This window comes from Blautia sp. AF14-40 (genome assembly GCF_003479665.1).
Classification (GTDB): domain Bacteria; phylum Bacillota; class Clostridia; order Lachnospirales; family Lachnospiraceae; genus Fusicatenibacter; species Fusicatenibacter saccharivorans.
Genome location: NZ_QUHK01000001.1, coordinates 232,274 through 249,692, shown reverse-complemented (window position 1 = coordinate 249,692; position 17,419 = coordinate 232,274). Strand labels below are relative to the sequence as shown.

Here is a 17,419-nt window from a genome sequence, read left to right as displayed (position 1 = left end):
CATCTTCACAGCATTTTTCCTGTTAGATTATCTATAAAACTTTCATAAACAATGTTTATTGTACCGTCTTGACCCCCGGATGTCAAGCCATTATTTTCCCGCTTCTTTATTTGTCTCTTTATTTTCCATAAAATGCTCGATCGCCGCGTTCTGCAGTTTCCGCAGTTTATCCTCAAAATACGCGTTGATCTCCGCGCCGATCAGAAGGATCCACATGCAGAAATACATCCAGATCATGATAAACACGATCATCGTCAGACTGCCGTACATATTGGACGCTGCAAGCGCGATGTCGAGGTACATGGAAAATGCAAGGGAAAAAATAGACCAGGCAAGGGATGAGATCAGTGCGCCCGGGCACTGGCTCTTAAAGCTCGCCTTCCGGTTCGGAATGCATTTATACAGCACCAGGAACAGAACCGCCAGCACGCCTGTCGTAATCAGGGTACGCATGCCCATGATAGAGGATGTCACGCGCGCCACCATCGGCAGATGTTCCGTCAGCTTATTCTGAATGCGGGTTCCGAAGACCAGAAGCACCAGACTGGTGAGGAATGCAGCGGCAAATATCAAGGTATATGCCATGCCCCGCAGCCGGTTGATGATGTAATTACGTGTCTCTGTTACGTGATAAATGCTGTTCAGCCCGTTTGTCAGCGCCGCAATGCCCTTTCCCGCCGACCACAGCGTTGTGATGATCGTAATCGGCATATAGGCAACGGACTGATAAAAGATCTCATTTACAATACCGCCCACGTAGCTCTGGAACTCCGTGGGCAGCATATTGATCAGAACGCTGTAAACATCGTCGCGTGTCAGCGGCGTATATTTTACAAGCGTAACAACCAGAAGAACAAACGGAATAAAGGAAAGAAGAATGAAATACGCGCTCTGCGCTGCATAAGCACCGACATGGTCCTCATTCAGGCGCTTCATAAAACCGCGGATTGTTTTTATCATCTGGCAAAACCGCCTTTTCTTTGTTTTCGTGAATCTATCCCATTATTGCACACATCTTGTATTGCAGGATAGCCTACAAAGCATATCATACTTTTCTTTCCTTCGCAAGGGATTTCAATCCCATTTGCGGTAATACCATGCGTAACCGCGGGCTGGAACCGGAACACCGCGCAGAACGCGTTTTTCGCCGGTAAACAGATCCTTCCAGGTGAACTCTCCCATATCGATCCATGCGGTACGGTCCTCGTTGCTGAAGTTGAAGATTCCCGTCACCATCTCATTGCCGGATTTTCTGCAGACGCAGAGAAGTGCGGTATCGTACGTTTCCTCGGTCCAGACATCCGCCTCCCCATCAAACGGACGATATTTGAATTTGAGCTCTTCCATCTTCTTCATCGAAGCAAAAATCCGATTCTGTACCGTTCCTTTTTTATCCTTCGCCGGTTCCAGATCCCAGCGGAAGTGGCCGCGGTGAATATAACGGCTGTCGGATCTGCGGTCGTAGTCCTCGCTCTCCTTGTAGGAGTAATCGTTGACCTGGCCGATCTCGTCACCGCTGTAGATGACCGGAATACCGGACTGGATGAAGAGGTATGCATTCAGCATTTCGATTCTCTGGATGGCCTGTGCCGTCTTCTCTTCATTCTGCTCAAAGCCTGCCGCCTCAAGACCGCAGAGAGAAGCCGTCGTTCCGCAGAGACGCGCATCCTGCAGAACAGGATCGTCGTTGTAGAGCTCTCCTCTTGCATCGCTTCCCTCCACATAGCCGCGGAAGTAATCATTCAGATATTTTTTATGCGGTGCCTCGGCGATGCCGAACTGTTTCAGCCATTCGTAATCGAGACCCCAGCCGATATCATCGTGGCATCTCAGATAGTTCAGGAAGACATAGTCCTTCGGCAGTCTCGTCACAATATCCATCTGATGTTTCAGCAGGCGGGTATCTGCCGTTGCAATGGTGTGCCAGGTGGATGCCATCGTCGTTACGTTGTACAGCATATGGCACTCCGGTTTTTCCAGAGTTCCGAAGTACGGAACAACCTTTTCCGGCTCCATGACAACCTCGCCGAGCAGCAGAACGCCAGGGCAGACGATCTCGGTGATCATACGCATCATGCGGACAATGGTATGTACCTGCGGCAGGTTACGGCAGGTGGTGCCGAGCTGTTTCCAGATGTATGGAACGGCATCGATGCGGACGATATCGATTCCCTGGTTGACGAGATAGAGCATGTTGTTGACCATCTCATTGAAGACAACCGGGTTCGCATAGTTCAGATCCCACTGGTATGGGTAGAATGTTGTCATGACAAATTTGTGACAGTCCTCTCTCCAGGTAAAGTTGCCCGGTGCCGTTGTCGGGAATACCTGCGGGCAGGTTTTCTCATATTCGGACGGAATGTCGTAGTTATCGAAAAAGAAGTAACGGTCCTGATACTCTTTTTCTCCGGCAAGTGCACGTTTGGCCCACTCATGATCCTCGGAAGTGTGGTTCATAACGAAATCCATGCAGAGACTCATGCCCTGGTCGTGGCATTTTTCAGAGAGTGCAGCCAGATCCTCCATCGTTCCAAGGGACGGCTGTACGGTACGGTAATCGGCAACGGCATAGCCGCCGTCACTCTTTCCTTTCGGAGTGGCAAGGAACGGCATCAGGTGCAGATAATTCACGTTGCACGCTTTTAAGTAATCCAACTTCTCCTCAAGGCCGCTGATGTTGTCTGCGAATGCATCGATGTACAGCATCATGCCGAGCATTTTCTGGCTCTTATACCAGTTCTTCTGTTTTTCTCTCTTACGGTCGAGTGCTTTCCATTTTTTATTCCGCTCTTTGTACCACTGCTCCATGCTCGCACAGAGCTCTTCAAATCTTCCCTGTCCGTTTGGATACAGCTCGCAGTAGAGCCATTTCAGCTCATCATAGTGTTTCTCGAGTCTTCTCTGATATTCCACTGTCATGTTGTTCGTTCTCCTTTATCTTATTCTTTATCCTGTCACAGCGTTCCGGCAACGGAAAATCTGTGTTACGTTTCTTTCACTTGCAGTATACCGTTGCCGCAATTATATGTCAACCGTTTACATACTGTATTTTTCAACAAATTTCAGCCTTTTTCTTTGTCTTTTTTTACCATTTTCTGTCTATCGTTTACTTTCTGGAACAGAAAAAGACTCCGCAGCTTATTTTTTCCGCGGAGTCTCTCTCTTTTTTTCTGTTTCACGCCGAACCACGCACCACAAGGCTCACCGGCATGGTCGTCACATTCGGCACCATCTCTCCCTTTCTTCTCCGGTCGATATACGCAATGGAAAGCTCCGACATTTCCTCAATCGGCTGATGGATCGTCGTGATGGAAGGCGTGGTAATCCCGGCGATCACAGTGTCATCAAACCCGATAACTTTAATATCCTCCGGCACCCGTTTTCCCATGGCGTAAAGGCGCTGGAGTACCTGTGCGGCAATCAGGTCACTGCTTGCAAAAATGCCGTCCGTCTCCGGGTGCTCCAGAAGGCCCTTTTCAATATAGGATTCATAGTGCATGGAGCCGTAGCTTAAGCGGTCACTCAAAAGAACTTCCCCTTCAATCCCCCGCTCCCGGCAGACGCGCAGGAATCCATCCGCACGCCGGTCCGCCGGCATATCTCTTCCGACGATTCCGCCGAAATGAAGCAGATGGCGGCAGCCGCAGTCCGCAAGATGCGATGCTGCAAGCGCTCCTCCCTGCTCGTTGTCACACTGGATCGTAATGGCCTCCGTATTTTCCTCTCGCTCGAAATTGACGATCGGAATTTTCAGATCATGAAACTTTTCAATCTGCACATCGCGGCTTGCCATCACAACGCCGGTTACACGGTTGGAGATGAACATATCGAGATATTCGGTTTCTTTCTCCGGCTGATCTTTCGAGTTGCAGAGCAGAATCTTGTAGCCCCGCTTTGCCGCCGCGCTCTCGAGTGCACTGATCATTTTACTGAAAAACGGGTGCGAGATGTGCGGAACGATAACCCCGATCGTATTGGAATGCGCTTTTGCCAGGGAACGCGCCAGCTCATTCGGCTGGTAATTCATCTCCTGCATCGCCTGCGTTACTTTTTTTCTTGTCTCTTCACTGATGTATCCGCGGTTGTTGATCACGCGGGAAACCGTCGTCGCCGTAACGCCGGCGCGTGCCGCTATGTCCTTGATTGTCGCCATGTTTCTCTCCTCGTCATTTTCTAACTGTTTTTCACTTTCGCCCATTATAGCACAAAAAATCTGTTTTCGGTGATTTTTTTAAAAAAGGGAACGGCAGTCGCCGATTTCGATGTTCTGGTAAAAATAGCGGAGAATCTCCTCATACGATTTTCCCTGCTCTGCCAGATGTTTCGCACCGTTCTGTGACATGCCGACGCCGTGGCCGTAGCCGCCGCCGTAAAATGTAAAGGAGACAGCCGTTTCCCCTTCTTTTTCCGGAACCACGATAAAGCAGGCACTCGGAAGCAGCTCCATCTCACAGCTTACAGTTCCGTCATTTTTCTGAATCGGCCAGCCTTTCGCCGAGAGGAACTTTCGGATCTGATACTCTCCCTCGATTTCCATGGATCCTTTTTTCCCCTCGATACGGACGGTTTCTGCCGCACCTCCCTCTGACCGCCGCCGCACCTCAATCCCCGTGATCTCCCCGATTTTCTGATCCGCTGCCCGTTCTGACAGCACATCCGCCGGAATCGTCACCTGCCAGCGGTACCAGCCGTCCTCCACTTCCAGACTTGTGCTGTCCCTTTTGGTGATAAACGATGCAAATGCCTCCTCCGTCTCCGGTTCCTGCTTCTCCCCGCCTACCGTCACGCTCTTCAGATATTCTGCCGTCTCCGCCGTATTCCACACTTCATCCGTACTCGTCTTCCCGCAGGAGGTTGAGAAAAAATACGCCTGAATTGGTTCCCCGCCGCAGGTGATGATTTTTCCTTCTGTCTCCGCCACCGCAGCGTCTGTCTCCGGCTGCGCTTCCATATTGTGGTAGACCTGGCTTTCCACGCTGTCGTCTACATCCGCGTGGTAGTTCTCCCACGTTTTTTCACGAATCCTGGCACACGCATACGTTCTCGCACAGACCGCCTGTGCTTTTAATGCCTCCTTTTCGTAGGAGGACGGCATCTCACTCGGCACGACATACCGAAGATACATTTCCAGATCAAGTTCATTTACAACGAGAAGTCCCTCTTCGCTTTTATAGATGACAAAACTTCCCGGATAAACCGTCTCGTCTTCCGGCTTTCCCGTCAGGGAAACCGCCGTTCCCGCCGTCTCATCGGCCGGCACCACATGCACAACTTCCCCGCATTCCTGTTCCGTCACACAGATCGTCTCCTGCGGGGAAGCTATGTATGCGCCGTCGTTCATGGAAAGGCTTGCGTTTCCACGCAGGGACACCTGTTTCTGTGCGTATCCCAGCTTTCCGCAGTCCGTCAGAAGGACACGAATCTGTACCGGTCCGGCTGCCGTTGTTTCTTTTTGTTCTTCCTTTTTACTGTTCAGAAAAGCCGCGTTTTCCTGTTCCATGTTCTGTATCGTCTCCTCCTGCTTTTTGCCTTCCATCGTCTCCGTCCTGCTTTCTGCTGTCGCTGTCTCTTCCGGCGCATCCAGACGGCGCTTCACAACAAACAATAACAGCAACAGGAGAATCCCCACTCCTAACAGTATCAATTCCAATTTATCATTTTTTCTCTTCATATCTCATTCTATGCACACGGCTTTTTGTCCGATTCCTTTTCTTTTTGCGATTTTTCCTTGACAAATACCGCCCTATGGTATATAGTACGGTTGTGTATAAATTTCATATCAACATCCAGAGTGCATCAAAAGAAGATCCGTCTTTTGGTGAGAGAGGGAATTCAGGTGAGATTCCTGGGCGATCCGGTCACTGTAATCAGGGAGTGAAGCATAACAAATCCATTGTATGTCCGCAACATATGAGAAGGAATGTGGAACGATGATCTGTAAGTCAGGAAACCTGCTCTGTATGCATAGGGTTGATGCTTCCGATGAAAGCTTCCATTCAAAGACTATTATGGGATATGGAATGTCTGAAAATTTTCGATTAGATTTTTAGAAACCTTCGAGCGAGATTTATGCATTGCATTAAACGGCCGGGTAAACCGTTTCAGATTCTGGTTTCGCCTGTTCTTAGTCAGGCGCCATCCTCCGCTTAAAGGTGTCTGCTATTCCGCTTGCAGGTTGATTCAGATGGCGAAGCGGTTACCCACCTCTGAAAAGAATATGACATAACTGGTAAGATTCTGTTGGATTCGAAAACAGGGTCTTTTCTTTTTCTGTTTTTTCAGAATTCGTTTTCTGCATATTTTCCCATAAAAAGGCTCCCCGCCTGCGCTCCTGTTTTCACAGGACGCTGCAGGAAGGGAGCTTTTTTATGCTGTTTCTATAGCAAGACCCGAAAATAATGCAAAAAAGGCAGTGCTGCAGAGCGCGAATTGCAAGGAACAGATTTGAAGGCGTACCGGGGTACGACGAAAATCTGTGACGCAGTAATTCACGCTCTGCGGTGCTGAATTTTTTGCATTATTTTCGAGGATTGCTATAAAATAGGATCTTAGAAAATGAATTTGTATACGGTTGTGGTGTCGTAAGTATCGCCTGCCTCGAGGATCGGTTTCTCCTCACCCTCCTGGTTGATGGCATTCGGCACATACTGAGATTCCAGGCAGAAGCCGTTGCGTTTGTCATAGAATACCCCATTCTTTCCGGTAACCGGAGCAATGAAATTTCCGGCGTAGAACTGAACGCATGGCAGATCCGTGAAGGCTTCCATGGTGATGCCGCTCTCTTTGCAGGATGCGACTGCCATCAGCTCAATGCTTCCCTCGACAGCCTTGTCCAGGATAAAGTTGTGGTCGTAGCCGCCGGTCAGTTTGAGCTGTTCGAAATCTGCTTCGATCTCTGCTCCGATTGCTTTCTCGCTGGTGAAATCCATCGGGGTTCCCTGTACCGGTGCATGCTCGCCGGTCGGGATGGATGCAGAATCGATCACCGGGCTGAACTGCTCCGCTTTTAAGACAAGTGTCTGGTTCTCAATAGATCCGGCATCGTGGCCTGCCAGGTTGAAGTAGCTGTGGTTTGTCATGTTGACAACGGTATCCTGATCGCAGCTTCCCTCATAGTGGATTTCTACGGCGTTCTCATCGGTCAGGGTATACGTAACGGACACTTCAAAGTTTCCCGGGAATCCCTGGTCTCCGTCCGGGCTCATCAGAACGAAGGTAACGGCGCTGTCATCCGCCTCTTCTACGTTCCAGAGGCGGTAATCGTATCCGTCCGGGCCGCTGTGCAGGTTGTTGTTGTTCTCATTTTTTGCCAGCTGGTATGTTTTTCCGTGCAGTTCAAATGCTGCTCCCGCGATACGGTTTCCGTTTCTTCCGATGGTGGCTCCAAAATGGCTTCCGTCGGTCTCATAGCCGGTTACGGAGTCAAATCCAAGGACAACGTCTCTCTTCTTTCCATCCTTATCCGGAACGAGAACCGATACCAGATGTGCGCCGTAATCGGTTACACTGATTTCCATTCCGTTTTTATTGGAGAGCGTGTAGAGCAATGCTTCTTTTCCGTCTTTTGTTGTTCCAAAACCCTGTTTTTTCATGTTCCTTCTCCTTTTGGTTGTATGTAACGTATAAAAGAGAACCATTTTCATGATTCTCTTTTTTCTCTTTTGTAACCCCGGAATGCCGTTTCCCATACTTTGACTCCTAGCAACGCAAGCTAGGTGGGTAGCCGCAGTCACCATTTCTGCCTTCCACTGACGTCTGTTTCCAGGGTGGCCTGACATCCACATGACAATAATAAGCCTCCCGTTTAAAGTAAATGTAGGTTCAAAATAATGAGATCATCGAACATTCCAGGAAGTTACATTTTTCTTCTTTTCTTTTCACAATTCGGATTATACGCTATTTTGGTTCGCTTTTCAAGTATTATTGCACAATTACTCAAAAATATTCGAACAGCTTTTGTATTAAATGATAATACACACCATTCCGCCCCGGCTGTCGTTGACAATTTTCTGCATGGAATCCTGGAGTTTTGCCTGGCCATCCTCGGTGATCTGGGCGATTTTGCTGCGGATGCCGTCGTCAACGAGCTGCTCGACGGATTTGCCGAAAATGTTGGTATTCCAGATTCCCTCCGGGCTCTTTGCGCTCTCTTTGATATAGGCGATCAGATCCTCCGCCTGCTGCTCACTTCCGACGATCGGCGCAATCTCCGTCTCGATGTTGGCCTTGATCATATGAATCGACGGGCTCACCGATTTAATTTTCACGCCGTATTTGTTTCCCTGATGGATCACGGCTGGCTCCTCCAGCTGAATCTCCTCCCTCCCCGGAATCACGACGCCGTAGCCGCATCCGCGCACCGCATGAATCGCGTCCTCTACCTTGCGGTACTCTTCCCGCTGTGCCGACAGCTCGCGGATCGTCTGCACCAGATCATACTCGCCTTTGATCTCCACGCCGGCAAGTACACTCAGCATTTCATAATAATACTGCTCTTTCACCTCAATCCGCACCTTCACCGTACCGCTCGCAAGATCCATCGACTGCAGCAGTGTCTGGCTGACATACTGACTGGCAATCGCTGTTTTTCCGCCCACTGCATCCTTCAGGCGCGTCTTTTCCCTGCACATCTCACGGATCTTCTGCAGCAGCTCTGCCTTCAGCGGATGGTCATCGGCAAGAAGCTCCACCCATTTTGGAATATAAAATTCCATCTGCTGAAGCGGAAACTCATACAGCACCTTTTCGAGCATATGCAGAATATCTTCTTTGCGGAGCTGGTCGCAGTTCACCGCCATCGCTGCCACGCCGAATTTTGTTTCAAGCTCCTTTACCTGCCGCTGTGTCTCCTCCCGGTACGGTTTTTTCGCATTCACAAGAATCAGGAAGGGCTTTCCCTGCTTTTTGAGCTCCGCAACGGTCCGTTCCTCCGCCTGCAGAAAATTCTCCCGCGGCAGCTCGCCGAACGATCCGTCGCACGTCACCATAAGACCGATCGTGGAATGTTCTGCGATCACCTTCTTCGTACCGATCTCCGCCGCCTCCCGGAACGGAATCGCCTGCTCGGACCACGGTGTTTTCACCATCCGCTCCTTCTCATTTTCCAGATTTCCCGCCGCGTCCGGCACCAGAAAGCCGACGCAGTCGATCAGTCGCAGCCGGATCGGATCGCCCTCCCCAAGCTGCAGCTCCACGGCGTCTTTCGGCACAAATTTCGGCTCCACCGTTGTGATCGTCTTTCCCTCCCCGCTTAAAGGCAGGGCATCCCGTACCTCCGCCTGTTCCTTTTCCGAAAGATACGGCAGTGCCAGCACCTCCAGGAAACGGCGGATCAGGGTGGACTTTCCCGTCCGTACAGGCCCCACCACTCCGATCAGGAACTGGCCCTTCGTTCGTTTCTGAATATCGCGGTATACTGAATATGCATCCATGCGCTATTGTCCCCCTTTTGATCTTTGTTGCTATGTACTGTTATATTCTATGAGCCGGCCCCCTCTCCTATCACCAAAACTGCACTGCCGCGCACGCAAAAAAGGCACCGCCGCCCTTTTTTCGGACGCACAGTGCCTTTTTTCTGTCACTTTCTTATCTTCAGCCTATGATCAGCTGTTTTTTCTCATGGCAGCCTCTACCACATGGCCGACCAGAACAGATGTGGTAACGGATCCTACGCCGCCTGGAACCGGTGTGATTGCCTCAACGATCGGCTCAGCTTTTGCGTATGCAACGTCTCCGCAGAGTTTTCCTTCTTCGTTTACGTTGATTCCGACATCAATAACGGTCTGGCCTGCACACAGGTAAGTATCATCTACAACACCTGCACGGCCTGCTGCTACGATCACGATATCTGCCTCTTTAACTACAGACGGCATGTCTTTCGTTCTGGTATGGCAGATGGTTACGGTTGCGTTTTTCTTTAACAGCATCATGGCTGCCGGTTTTCCTACAACGAGGCTGCGGCCTACGACAACGGCTTTTTTACCGGTGCAGTCGATGCCGTAGTGGTCGAGGATCTCCATGCAGGCCTGCGGAGTACATGGCGGGAAGCCCTGTTTTGTTCCGGCGAATACGCCTACCATGGAACCGTCTGTGATACCGTCTACGTCCTTCTCCGGGGAGAGTGCTTTGATGACTGCTGCCTCATCGAGATGTTTCGGAAGCGGACGGAAAATCAGAACGCCGTGGATGGAATCGTCTTTGTTTACTTTATCGATGGTAGCCATCAGCTCTTCCTGGGTAACGTCTGCCGGGAGAAGGAATTTCTCGTATGCAACGCCTAAGGTCTCACAGCGTTTGGTTGCTCCTCTTTCGTAGGAAAGGTCATCCTCTCTCTCTCCGACACGGATGATTCCGAGAGTCGGTTTTACTCCTTTTGCTTCCAGCTCTGCTACATTTGCTTTGATCTTCTCATTTAATGCTGCTGTTACTTCTTTTCCTAATAACTGTTTTGCCATTTTTTTATCCTCCGCTTTTCTTTTCGGTCAAAGAGAACTCCTTTTGCAACCCGCTTGCTGCCGGGAAGCTTCTCTGGCCGTTTGTTTTCAGGCTTTCAGTCTTCCCAGTACGTTCCGGAAAATCTCGTCTGCTTTTACGGTATAGACCGCAAGCATTTCATCGCATTTTCGATTCAGTTCTTCTGCATATTCCCGGTTTTTCATAGATTTCGTGTTGATATATACATTCAGGGAAGCACCCTCTAAGGCTGCTTTGCAGAATGCTGCGCCAACACCTGCGTCACTGATCGCAAGTGCAGAACCTTTTGCTGCAAATTCTACGATCAGGTCGATTGCTTCGCAGCATTTTTCCATAATTTCCATTGGAACAGAGCAGGCATCCTTCAGCACAATCTCCATGACTCTTGCTTTTTCTGCCTTCTCCTCCTCTGTCTCGCGCGGCATGCCGTATGCTTTGGAGAGCGGTTCGAACACTTCTGCATCGCGCTCGATCAGGTGAAGCAGTTCGTCCTGAAGCGTGGTTGCTTTCGCCATCAGCTCTTTCATTTCCTCTTCGACATCCGCATATTTCTTTTTACCTACTGTCAGCGCACCAACCATGTTGCCAAGCGCTGTGCCGACAGCGCCAACCAGTGCAGAAGCTCCGCCACCGCCCGGAACCGGTGCTTTGGAACCGAGCACTTCTACAAACTCATTGCAAGGTACTGTTGAAAATCCCATGTTATTTTCCTCCGCTTATTTTTTTCGATCCAGAAGCCATCCTGATGGCCTCAAACCATAACTATTTTGCAGCCAGAGCCTTCAGCATATCAATTGTGACATCTCCCACAACCGCCATATCCTCTCCCTGCGTAAATGCAGCCGGGAAATTGTCCGAAAAGAGGATCTGCGCGGACGGCGGAAACTCATCATCTCCTGCCCATAAAATCAGTCGTACAAAAAGCCCTTTCATAAACTCCAGCTCATATCCGACATCACCGGATGAAATCGCCTGAGCGCCGACACGTTCCATGATTTCACGGAATGCATCCAGCTTTCCGCCAAAGCCAAACGCAAGACGGAACAGGCATCTTCCCTGGAACTGTTTAAAATAAACTTCTCCCCACGGAATCTCCCGGTACGTCAAAAATTTTCCGGTAGACGGAGCAGCTCCGCCCTCTGTCAGATAACGCAATACCAAAATTTTTGCATTCGGTTTTTTCTCGAGTGGATACCAGCCAATTATCGGCGAAACGCTTCCATCATCTCCAATATGAAATACGTTGTACTCCGGCCACGAAATCCGGTAGGAAACACCCATCAGGGAAACGGTAAACTCCTGTTTTTCCGCATCATACGGAACGTCGCACCGGCTGGAAATCTCTTTTGGATCTGCATTCTGATACACTTCCAGATAATGCTCATACGGAATACGCTCTTTGCTGTCTTTTTCGTAATTTAAGTCTACTGCCATGTAAATCCAATTCCTCTCAAAAAGGTTCGCCACAATTCAAAGCAAAACCACATGTGTTTCACCTTGAATCGTAACAGCAAGTTCTGCTTCCGTTTTATGCTTCCACAGACGGGAACATCGTCGTGTCTGTGTGCGGCAGGAAGCACGCCGCTACAAATTCATCCATATAGGTTGGTACCGTAGAGAGTTCCAGATATGTCATGTTCCGGGCAACCTCATACGTTTTCTTCTCTGCTGCTGTCGATAAAAGCATTGAGTACGCACCGGTCAGGGAAGAGTTACCAATGTAATGGAATTTTTCCAGCGGGATGTCCGGAAACATACCGATGGTAACGGCATTTTTCATGTTGATGCCGCTTCCGATACCGCCCGCTACGTAAACCTCCTCGATCATGGAAACATCCATATCCAGATAGTTCAGCATCGTACGGATCGCTGAGAAAATCGCGCCCTTGGCACGGATAAAGTTGTCGATATCTACTTCTGTAATCTCAACGTCGCGGACGCTTCCGGCTTCCTCTTCAAAGGCGATGACATAGCTTCCCATGCCATATTTGTCGTGGCAGATCCGTCTGCCTTCCCGGATAAATTTTCCCTTCGGATTAACCATTTTCGCACGGAACAGCGCTGCAATTACATCGATGATTCCGGAACCGCAAAGACCAATCGGCTTCGTTCCCTCATCTCCGATAACATGGTACGAAGGTTCCATCGTCTCCGGATCGATCGTACATTTTTCAATCGCACCGTCGGTCGCACGCATACCACAGCTGATATCGCCGCCCTCAAAGGCCGGTCCGGCCGAGCAGGCACAGCTTACCATAAAGTCAGAGTTTCCAAATGCAAGCTCGCCATTGGTACCAAGGTCAATAAAAAGACTCATCTCCGGCCGGTTCCAGATCATGCTGACCAACGCGCCGGCAGTAATATCTCCGCCCACATAGCTTCCGATGTTCGGTGCCAGAATGATATGGGCGTCCGGATGAATCGCAAGATTGACGTCCGATGCAAACAGTGAGTTTGTTTTAAAGAAGGCAGGAATATACGGCTCCATCCGAAGCGGATCTGCATTGATGCCCATCATCAGATGCTCCATGGTAGTGTTTCCGGCAATCGCCGCACGGTAAATCTGCTGACTGCTGATTTTCGCTGCGCGGCACATGTTGGAAATCATCGGGTTTAAGGTTTCTTTGATGATTGCATTCTGCAGTCTTTCATGGCCTCCCGGTTTCTGGGATTCAATGATACGGTTGATAACATCCGCACCATACCGGATCTGTCCGTTTCCGGAAGAGGCTTTTGCCAGGATTTCTCCGCTCAGCATATCCACGATCAGTGCAGAAACTGTCGTTGTTCCGATGTCGACAACGAGACCACCGACCACTGCTTTTGCTTCCATTGGAAGCATATCGTATAAAAAGACGTCATTTGCCGTAACCCGGACGACACACTGTGCCTGAAAATGGGATTCCCGAAGGACATCCGGCATTTTTTTCAGTACAGAGTACGGAATCCGTACCCGTTCAAGCCCCGTCGCTGCCTGTACAGCCCAGGTTACTCTCTCGTTATCCGGCATCGTATCATCCAGAGTAGGCTCTTCCATTGAGATTGTAATCACCTGCATGCTGTTTTTCAATTCCAGGCCGGCGTCTGTAATTTTCTTTTTCGTATCTTCAAAAATTGCAATTTCACTCGGTGAACTAAGGTCTGCCACTTTCATGCGGCTCCGGTAAGCGGATGCAATGTCCGGCACTTCCACTTCAACATCGCCTTTGACGGTGCTGACGCACGCCAGTCTCCAGCCATTCTGATATTCTTCCTCAGAAATATGGCGGGTTATTTTGGAATCCAGCTCACCGCTCACAAGACGAACGCGGCATTTACCGCACGATGCGTTTCCGGAACACGGTGCATCAATCGGCACATTGCTCTTCTGCGCTACTTCAAGAAGGCGCTCACCCTCGGTTGCGTAGGTGACTACCGGTTCTCCTTCTTCAAATCGAAAGGTTACTTTTGCCATAATCTGTAAATCCCCCAGTCGTATATATTCTCCGCTTTTTTTATTTTTCCGCTTTTAGATAGAAAAACCCCTGATGGTGCCTCAGGTTTTCGCAAACGCTGCGGCACCATCAGGGGAAAACCTGCGAGATTTAAAGATTAAAGCTCCAGATAAGAATCTGCATACAGAGTGTTGCCTTTGAATACGTCACAGGATTTAATGGTCTCCATCAGTCTCAGGTCATTCGGGTTAACGATGGCGCTGGTCAGACCCTGCATCATAGCCATAGCTACAAGTGCGGAATCCATGATCGGACGGATGTTTTTCGGCATACCGTTGGAGTTGTTGGAAAGTCCGCCGGTAGAATTCAGTCCCATATCGCTGAACATCTTGATGCACTCAAGAACTTCCATCTGTTTGTCCTGCATTCCTTTTACAACCAGAAACAGCGGGTCAAACCACAGATCGGTCGGCTCCATACCATGCTCCATACCTCTTTCCAGAAGGGTCTGGCAGTACATCATACGCTCGTCGTTGTCTTTTGCAATTCCTTCACCGTTGCAAAGTGCAATAACGATTGCATCGTTTGCAGCCGCAAGGTCAACGTACTCGATTCTTCCTGCAGCATCTGCAGAGTTTACGATCGGTTTTCCTTTGGAACGATTGTATACAGAGATACCAGCCTCAATTGCTTTTTTGTTGGATGTATCCAGAGCCAGCGGAACATTGTCAAAATTGCTCTGCAGCAGCTCAACAGCCCACTTCATAATGTCCTCTCCATCATTTTCAGCCGGTCCGATGTTTACATCAAGGTAAACGGCACCAGCGTCCAGCTGCTGTTTTGCTCTCTTTAAAATTGGCTCTTCATCTCTTGCTGCGAATGCTTTGTTTACAGTAGGAGCTGTAACGGAAAGTCTTTCGCCGATGGTTACAAATTTTGCCATATCTCTTCTCCTTTTCTTTTGGGAATCCCCCATAATTATTTTTTCACGGAAGAAACTTCCGGATACCGGAGTTCCTCCCGGATTTTTTATGTATTACAGTTCTCCGTTTGCCTGCAGATCTTTCATGAATTTCACAAGCTGAACTGCCTCAAGCGGAGCAACGATTACTTCCCATCCAGGAAGTTTGGACTCAATGTCGCCCTTTAATACGGCTACTTTACCAGGAATGATAACTTTTCTGGATTTTACTTTATCTTCTACATTCTCTTTGAAGAATTTGGAGATAGAGTTACCGGAGAATTTACCTGCTGCCCAGGAAGTCAGTACGGAAAGTCCGCCGGCATCGTTGATTACAAGGTTAACCGGAACTCCGGATCTCTCGAGCTCTCCGGATACCAGGAAATAGGTCAGGGCAAAGTCTACTGTGGTCAGGCAGATCGAATTTTCATCTGCGCCGTTCAGCGGGTAGATGCCCGGCTCTACTTTCATCGGTTTCTGCGGATCGGTAAATACGTTCTGGCGAAGTCCGAATACCGGAAGTGCCTCTGCGTATCCCATCTCCTCAAGAACGATGATGGAACCGTATTTCATGGTGAACAGGGAAAGCAGTGCCTGCTGCATATATCTGTCGCCCTGTGCGATTTTTGCCAGATTTACAATAGACGGATAACCGAAGGTACGGTCTGTATCCTTTAAGGATGCACGTCTTACCTGTACGGTAGTAGCGAAAGTCTCTTTGATGGTCGCTTCTGTGGTATCAAGAACAAGGTTCTTGTTGCCGAGTTTCTCGATTGCTTCTACGGTGTCGTGAAGCTCATCAATGTTTGCGCCGCTAACGCCGAGAACAACGCCTGCCTCTGTGGCAAGTTTGCTCATCTCTTCATAGTTGGATGCATTTGCACCATTCAGGATCGGTTTGCCTGCTTTGCATACTTCCAGAGCAGCTTTTGCAGCATCTGCGTCTTCACAGCCAAGTACCAGAACTTTTCCGGTTGCTGCTGCTTTCGTTACAAGAGATACGTATTTGTCTACGCCATTTCCGGCATAGTTTACATACAGCATCTCTGCGCACATACGCTCACCGATACGGTCGTAATCAACTTTTTTGTCTTCTTCCAGTTTTGCATCGATCTCTTCGTCAGACATGCAGCTGCAGAGAGATACCGCATAACGGGTTTTGCTTACAAATGTTTTCTCATGACGATAGAGGACCGTCTCTCCGCCAAGAGTGTACTCACTGTCGCCGGTTCCGACTTTGATCGTCTTCATTGGCGGTGCGGTAGCTTCGGAAAGCTGTGCCATAGCGTCGTCAGACATATATGGGCACGCTGAAATATCCATAGCGCCCTGTGCAACCTTCATGGAGAATGCCATACAGGTCGGACATCCGCACTCCTTACAGTTTTTCTTTGGGGTCATTTTAAAAATCTGAATACCTGATAATGCCATAATTCTTTATCCTCCTAATCTCTTCCTTACGTACTGATTACATCAGTTCCTGAATCATTTTGGAAATGGTTGCAACAGACTGTGGATGTTTGAGGATAACTGCATCAGAACCAGAAGCCAGAGATGCGGCTGCTGTCTGAATCTCCATAGAGACTCCTCGTACTTCCTGATTTCCCCATTCCGGAGATTCCTCTTCTGTTGCCATTGCCTCTTTTACATTCCATGTCTCAGAAGCGATTGGAGTAATAATTGGCATCTGCAGCATTTTATCGTCCTGGGATAATGCTGCTGCTTTGATACGGTCCAGTGTAGATACTACGTACTCATATCCGTATCCGACTGCTGCAGAACCTACGTTCATAACAATGCTGTCTGCGCTGACACCGAGCTGGGTCATAACAACATTCAGCTGTTTTGCAAGGTTGATATCTACAGCGGACTCAGCGCCGACTTTCTGGTTGTATGCCAGACCTGCGGCTGCACCAACTGCCTTGTAATCTTCTTCTCTTGCGGACATAACAAGAACGTTTCTTCCCTGAAGGACCTCTGCTACTTTTGTGAGCAGTTCGGAATCCTTCTCAACGTTTTTACATCCTTCTACAACAAGCGGCACGTCAACGGCATCAGCAACCTCTTTGACTGTCTCAATGAGTTCTTCTACCGATTTGTTCAGACCGTTCGGGTCTCCGCCTGCCAGACGAAGGCAGAGGAAATCTGCACCTTCCATAGCTGCTGCTTTTTTTGCAATCTCGCCCATGGTAGCTGCACCTTCATAGTATGCTTTTACGCTTTCCGGTTCTCCTTCCATACCAAGGTCTGTGATTTCAACGCCGACCTTCGGTCCGTTTTTGATTTCACCGTCGAAAGCATAGAATGGTAATACGTTTTCTCCGCCAAGAGTTACGGTTTTGTCTCCGCTGCCGATTACAACGGATTTAATTGCTGCATTAAACTTTTGTGGTTTGCGATTAAACGGCATAAAAAAAGCCTCCTTAAAAATAAAATTCCATACAGGCATATCTCCATGATTCCGCTTCATGGACACACCTGTTATTATTTTAACGTTTTTTCCCGGAGAATGCAAGATTTACCAGGATATTTTCCAAGATTTTCTGACAAA

The 17,419-nt window shown here is 49.1% G+C and carries 13 protein-coding genes, 1 other RNA gene, 1 riboswitch and 1 other annotated feature (1 of these 16 only partly in view); all 14 genes read right to left on the bottom strand.

The features are described from left to right. Nucleotides 1–18 (bottom strand) — a binding site (T-box leader); it reaches 235 nt to the left of the window's first position. A gap of 72 nt (nt 19–90) precedes the next feature. Beyond that, the gene (locus DWW13_RS01210; protein WP_055218106.1) at nt 91–960 is read right to left on the bottom strand and encodes a YihY/virulence factor BrkB family protein; all 870 of its coding nucleotides are present in this window, start codon (nt 958–960) and stop codon (nt 91–93) included. A 114-nt stretch (nt 961–1,074) separates the two neighbouring features. Continuing rightward, a complete protein-coding gene (locus DWW13_RS01205; RefSeq protein WP_118718998.1) occupies nt 1,075–2,919 on the bottom strand; it encodes an alpha-amylase family protein in 1,845 nt (614 codons plus the stop codon). A gap of 256 nt (nt 2,920–3,175) precedes the next feature. Beyond that, on the bottom strand, nt 3,176–4,153 hold the full coding sequence (locus tag DWW13_RS01200) for a LacI family DNA-binding transcriptional regulator (RefSeq protein WP_055218363.1): 978 nt from the start codon (nt 4,151–4,153) through the stop codon (nt 3,176–3,178). 78 nt (nt 4,154–4,231) lie between these two features. After that, nucleotides 4,232–5,614 carry a SpoIID/LytB domain-containing protein gene (locus DWW13_RS01195; protein WP_158579730.1) on the bottom strand — a complete coding sequence of 461 codons (1,383 nt, stop codon included), beginning with the start codon at nt 5,612–5,614 and terminating at the stop codon, nt 4,232–4,234. A 158-nt stretch (nt 5,615–5,772) separates the two neighbouring features. Beyond that, nucleotides 5,773–5,973, top strand: a riboswitch (cobalamin riboswitch). Nucleotides 5,974–6,548: 575 nt separating this feature from the next. Beyond that, complete coding sequence (locus tag DWW13_RS01190) at nt 6,549–7,592, bottom strand: aldose epimerase family protein (protein WP_055218365.1); 1,044 nt, start codon at nt 7,590–7,592, stop codon at nt 6,549–6,551. A 70-nt stretch (nt 7,593–7,662) separates the two neighbouring features. Then, nucleotides 7,663–7,857, bottom strand: a non-coding RNA gene (gene ssrS / locus DWW13_RS01185) — 6S RNA. 104 nt (nt 7,858–7,961) lie between these two features. Continuing rightward, nucleotides 7,962–9,431 carry a stage IV sporulation protein A gene (spoIVA, locus tag DWW13_RS01180; protein WP_022461834.1) on the bottom strand — a complete coding sequence of 490 codons (1,470 nt, stop codon included), beginning with the start codon at nt 9,429–9,431 and terminating at the stop codon, nt 7,962–7,964. A gap of 171 nt (nt 9,432–9,602) precedes the next feature. Next, nucleotides 9,603–10,454, bottom strand: coding sequence for a bifunctional 5,10-methylenetetrahydrofolate dehydrogenase/5,10-methenyltetrahydrofolate cyclohydrolase (locus DWW13_RS01175; protein ID WP_117509041.1), 852 nt, complete (start codon nt 10,452–10,454; stop codon nt 9,603–9,605). Nucleotides 10,455–10,541: 87 nt separating this feature from the next. Continuing rightward, nucleotides 10,542–11,174 (bottom strand): cyclodeaminase/cyclohydrolase family protein, encoded by a 633-nt coding sequence (locus tag DWW13_RS01170; RefSeq protein WP_055218112.1) that lies wholly within the window; start codon nt 11,172–11,174, stop codon nt 10,542–10,544. Between the two features lie 61 nt (nt 11,175–11,235). Next, nucleotides 11,236–11,907, bottom strand: coding sequence for a DUF3786 domain-containing protein (locus DWW13_RS01165; RefSeq protein WP_055226447.1), 672 nt, complete (start codon nt 11,905–11,907; stop codon nt 11,236–11,238). A gap of 94 nt (nt 11,908–12,001) precedes the next feature. After that, nucleotides 12,002–13,927: a corrinoid activation/regeneration protein AcsV gene (gene acsV, locus DWW13_RS01160; protein WP_118600600.1), complete on the bottom strand. Its 1,926-nt coding sequence runs from the start codon at nt 13,925–13,927 to the stop codon at nt 12,002–12,004. Nucleotides 13,928–14,064: 137 nt separating this feature from the next. Further along, complete coding sequence (acsE, locus tag DWW13_RS01155; protein WP_022462424.1) at nt 14,065–14,850, bottom strand: carbon monoxide dehydrogenase/acetyl-CoA synthase methytransferase subunit; 786 nt, start codon at nt 14,848–14,850, stop codon at nt 14,065–14,067. 93 nt (nt 14,851–14,943) lie between these two features. Then, nucleotides 14,944–16,299 (bottom strand): acetyl-CoA decarbonylase/synthase complex subunit gamma, encoded by a 1,356-nt coding sequence (acsC, locus tag DWW13_RS01150; protein ID WP_022462425.1) that lies wholly within the window; start codon nt 16,297–16,299, stop codon nt 14,944–14,946. A gap of 37 nt (nt 16,300–16,336) precedes the next feature. Continuing rightward, nucleotides 16,337–17,278 carry an acetyl-CoA decarbonylase/synthase complex subunit delta gene (acsD, locus tag DWW13_RS01145; RefSeq protein WP_055226450.1) on the bottom strand — a complete coding sequence of 314 codons (942 nt, stop codon included), beginning with the start codon at nt 17,276–17,278 and terminating at the stop codon, nt 16,337–16,339. Nucleotides 17,279–17,419 lie beyond the last annotated feature (141 nt).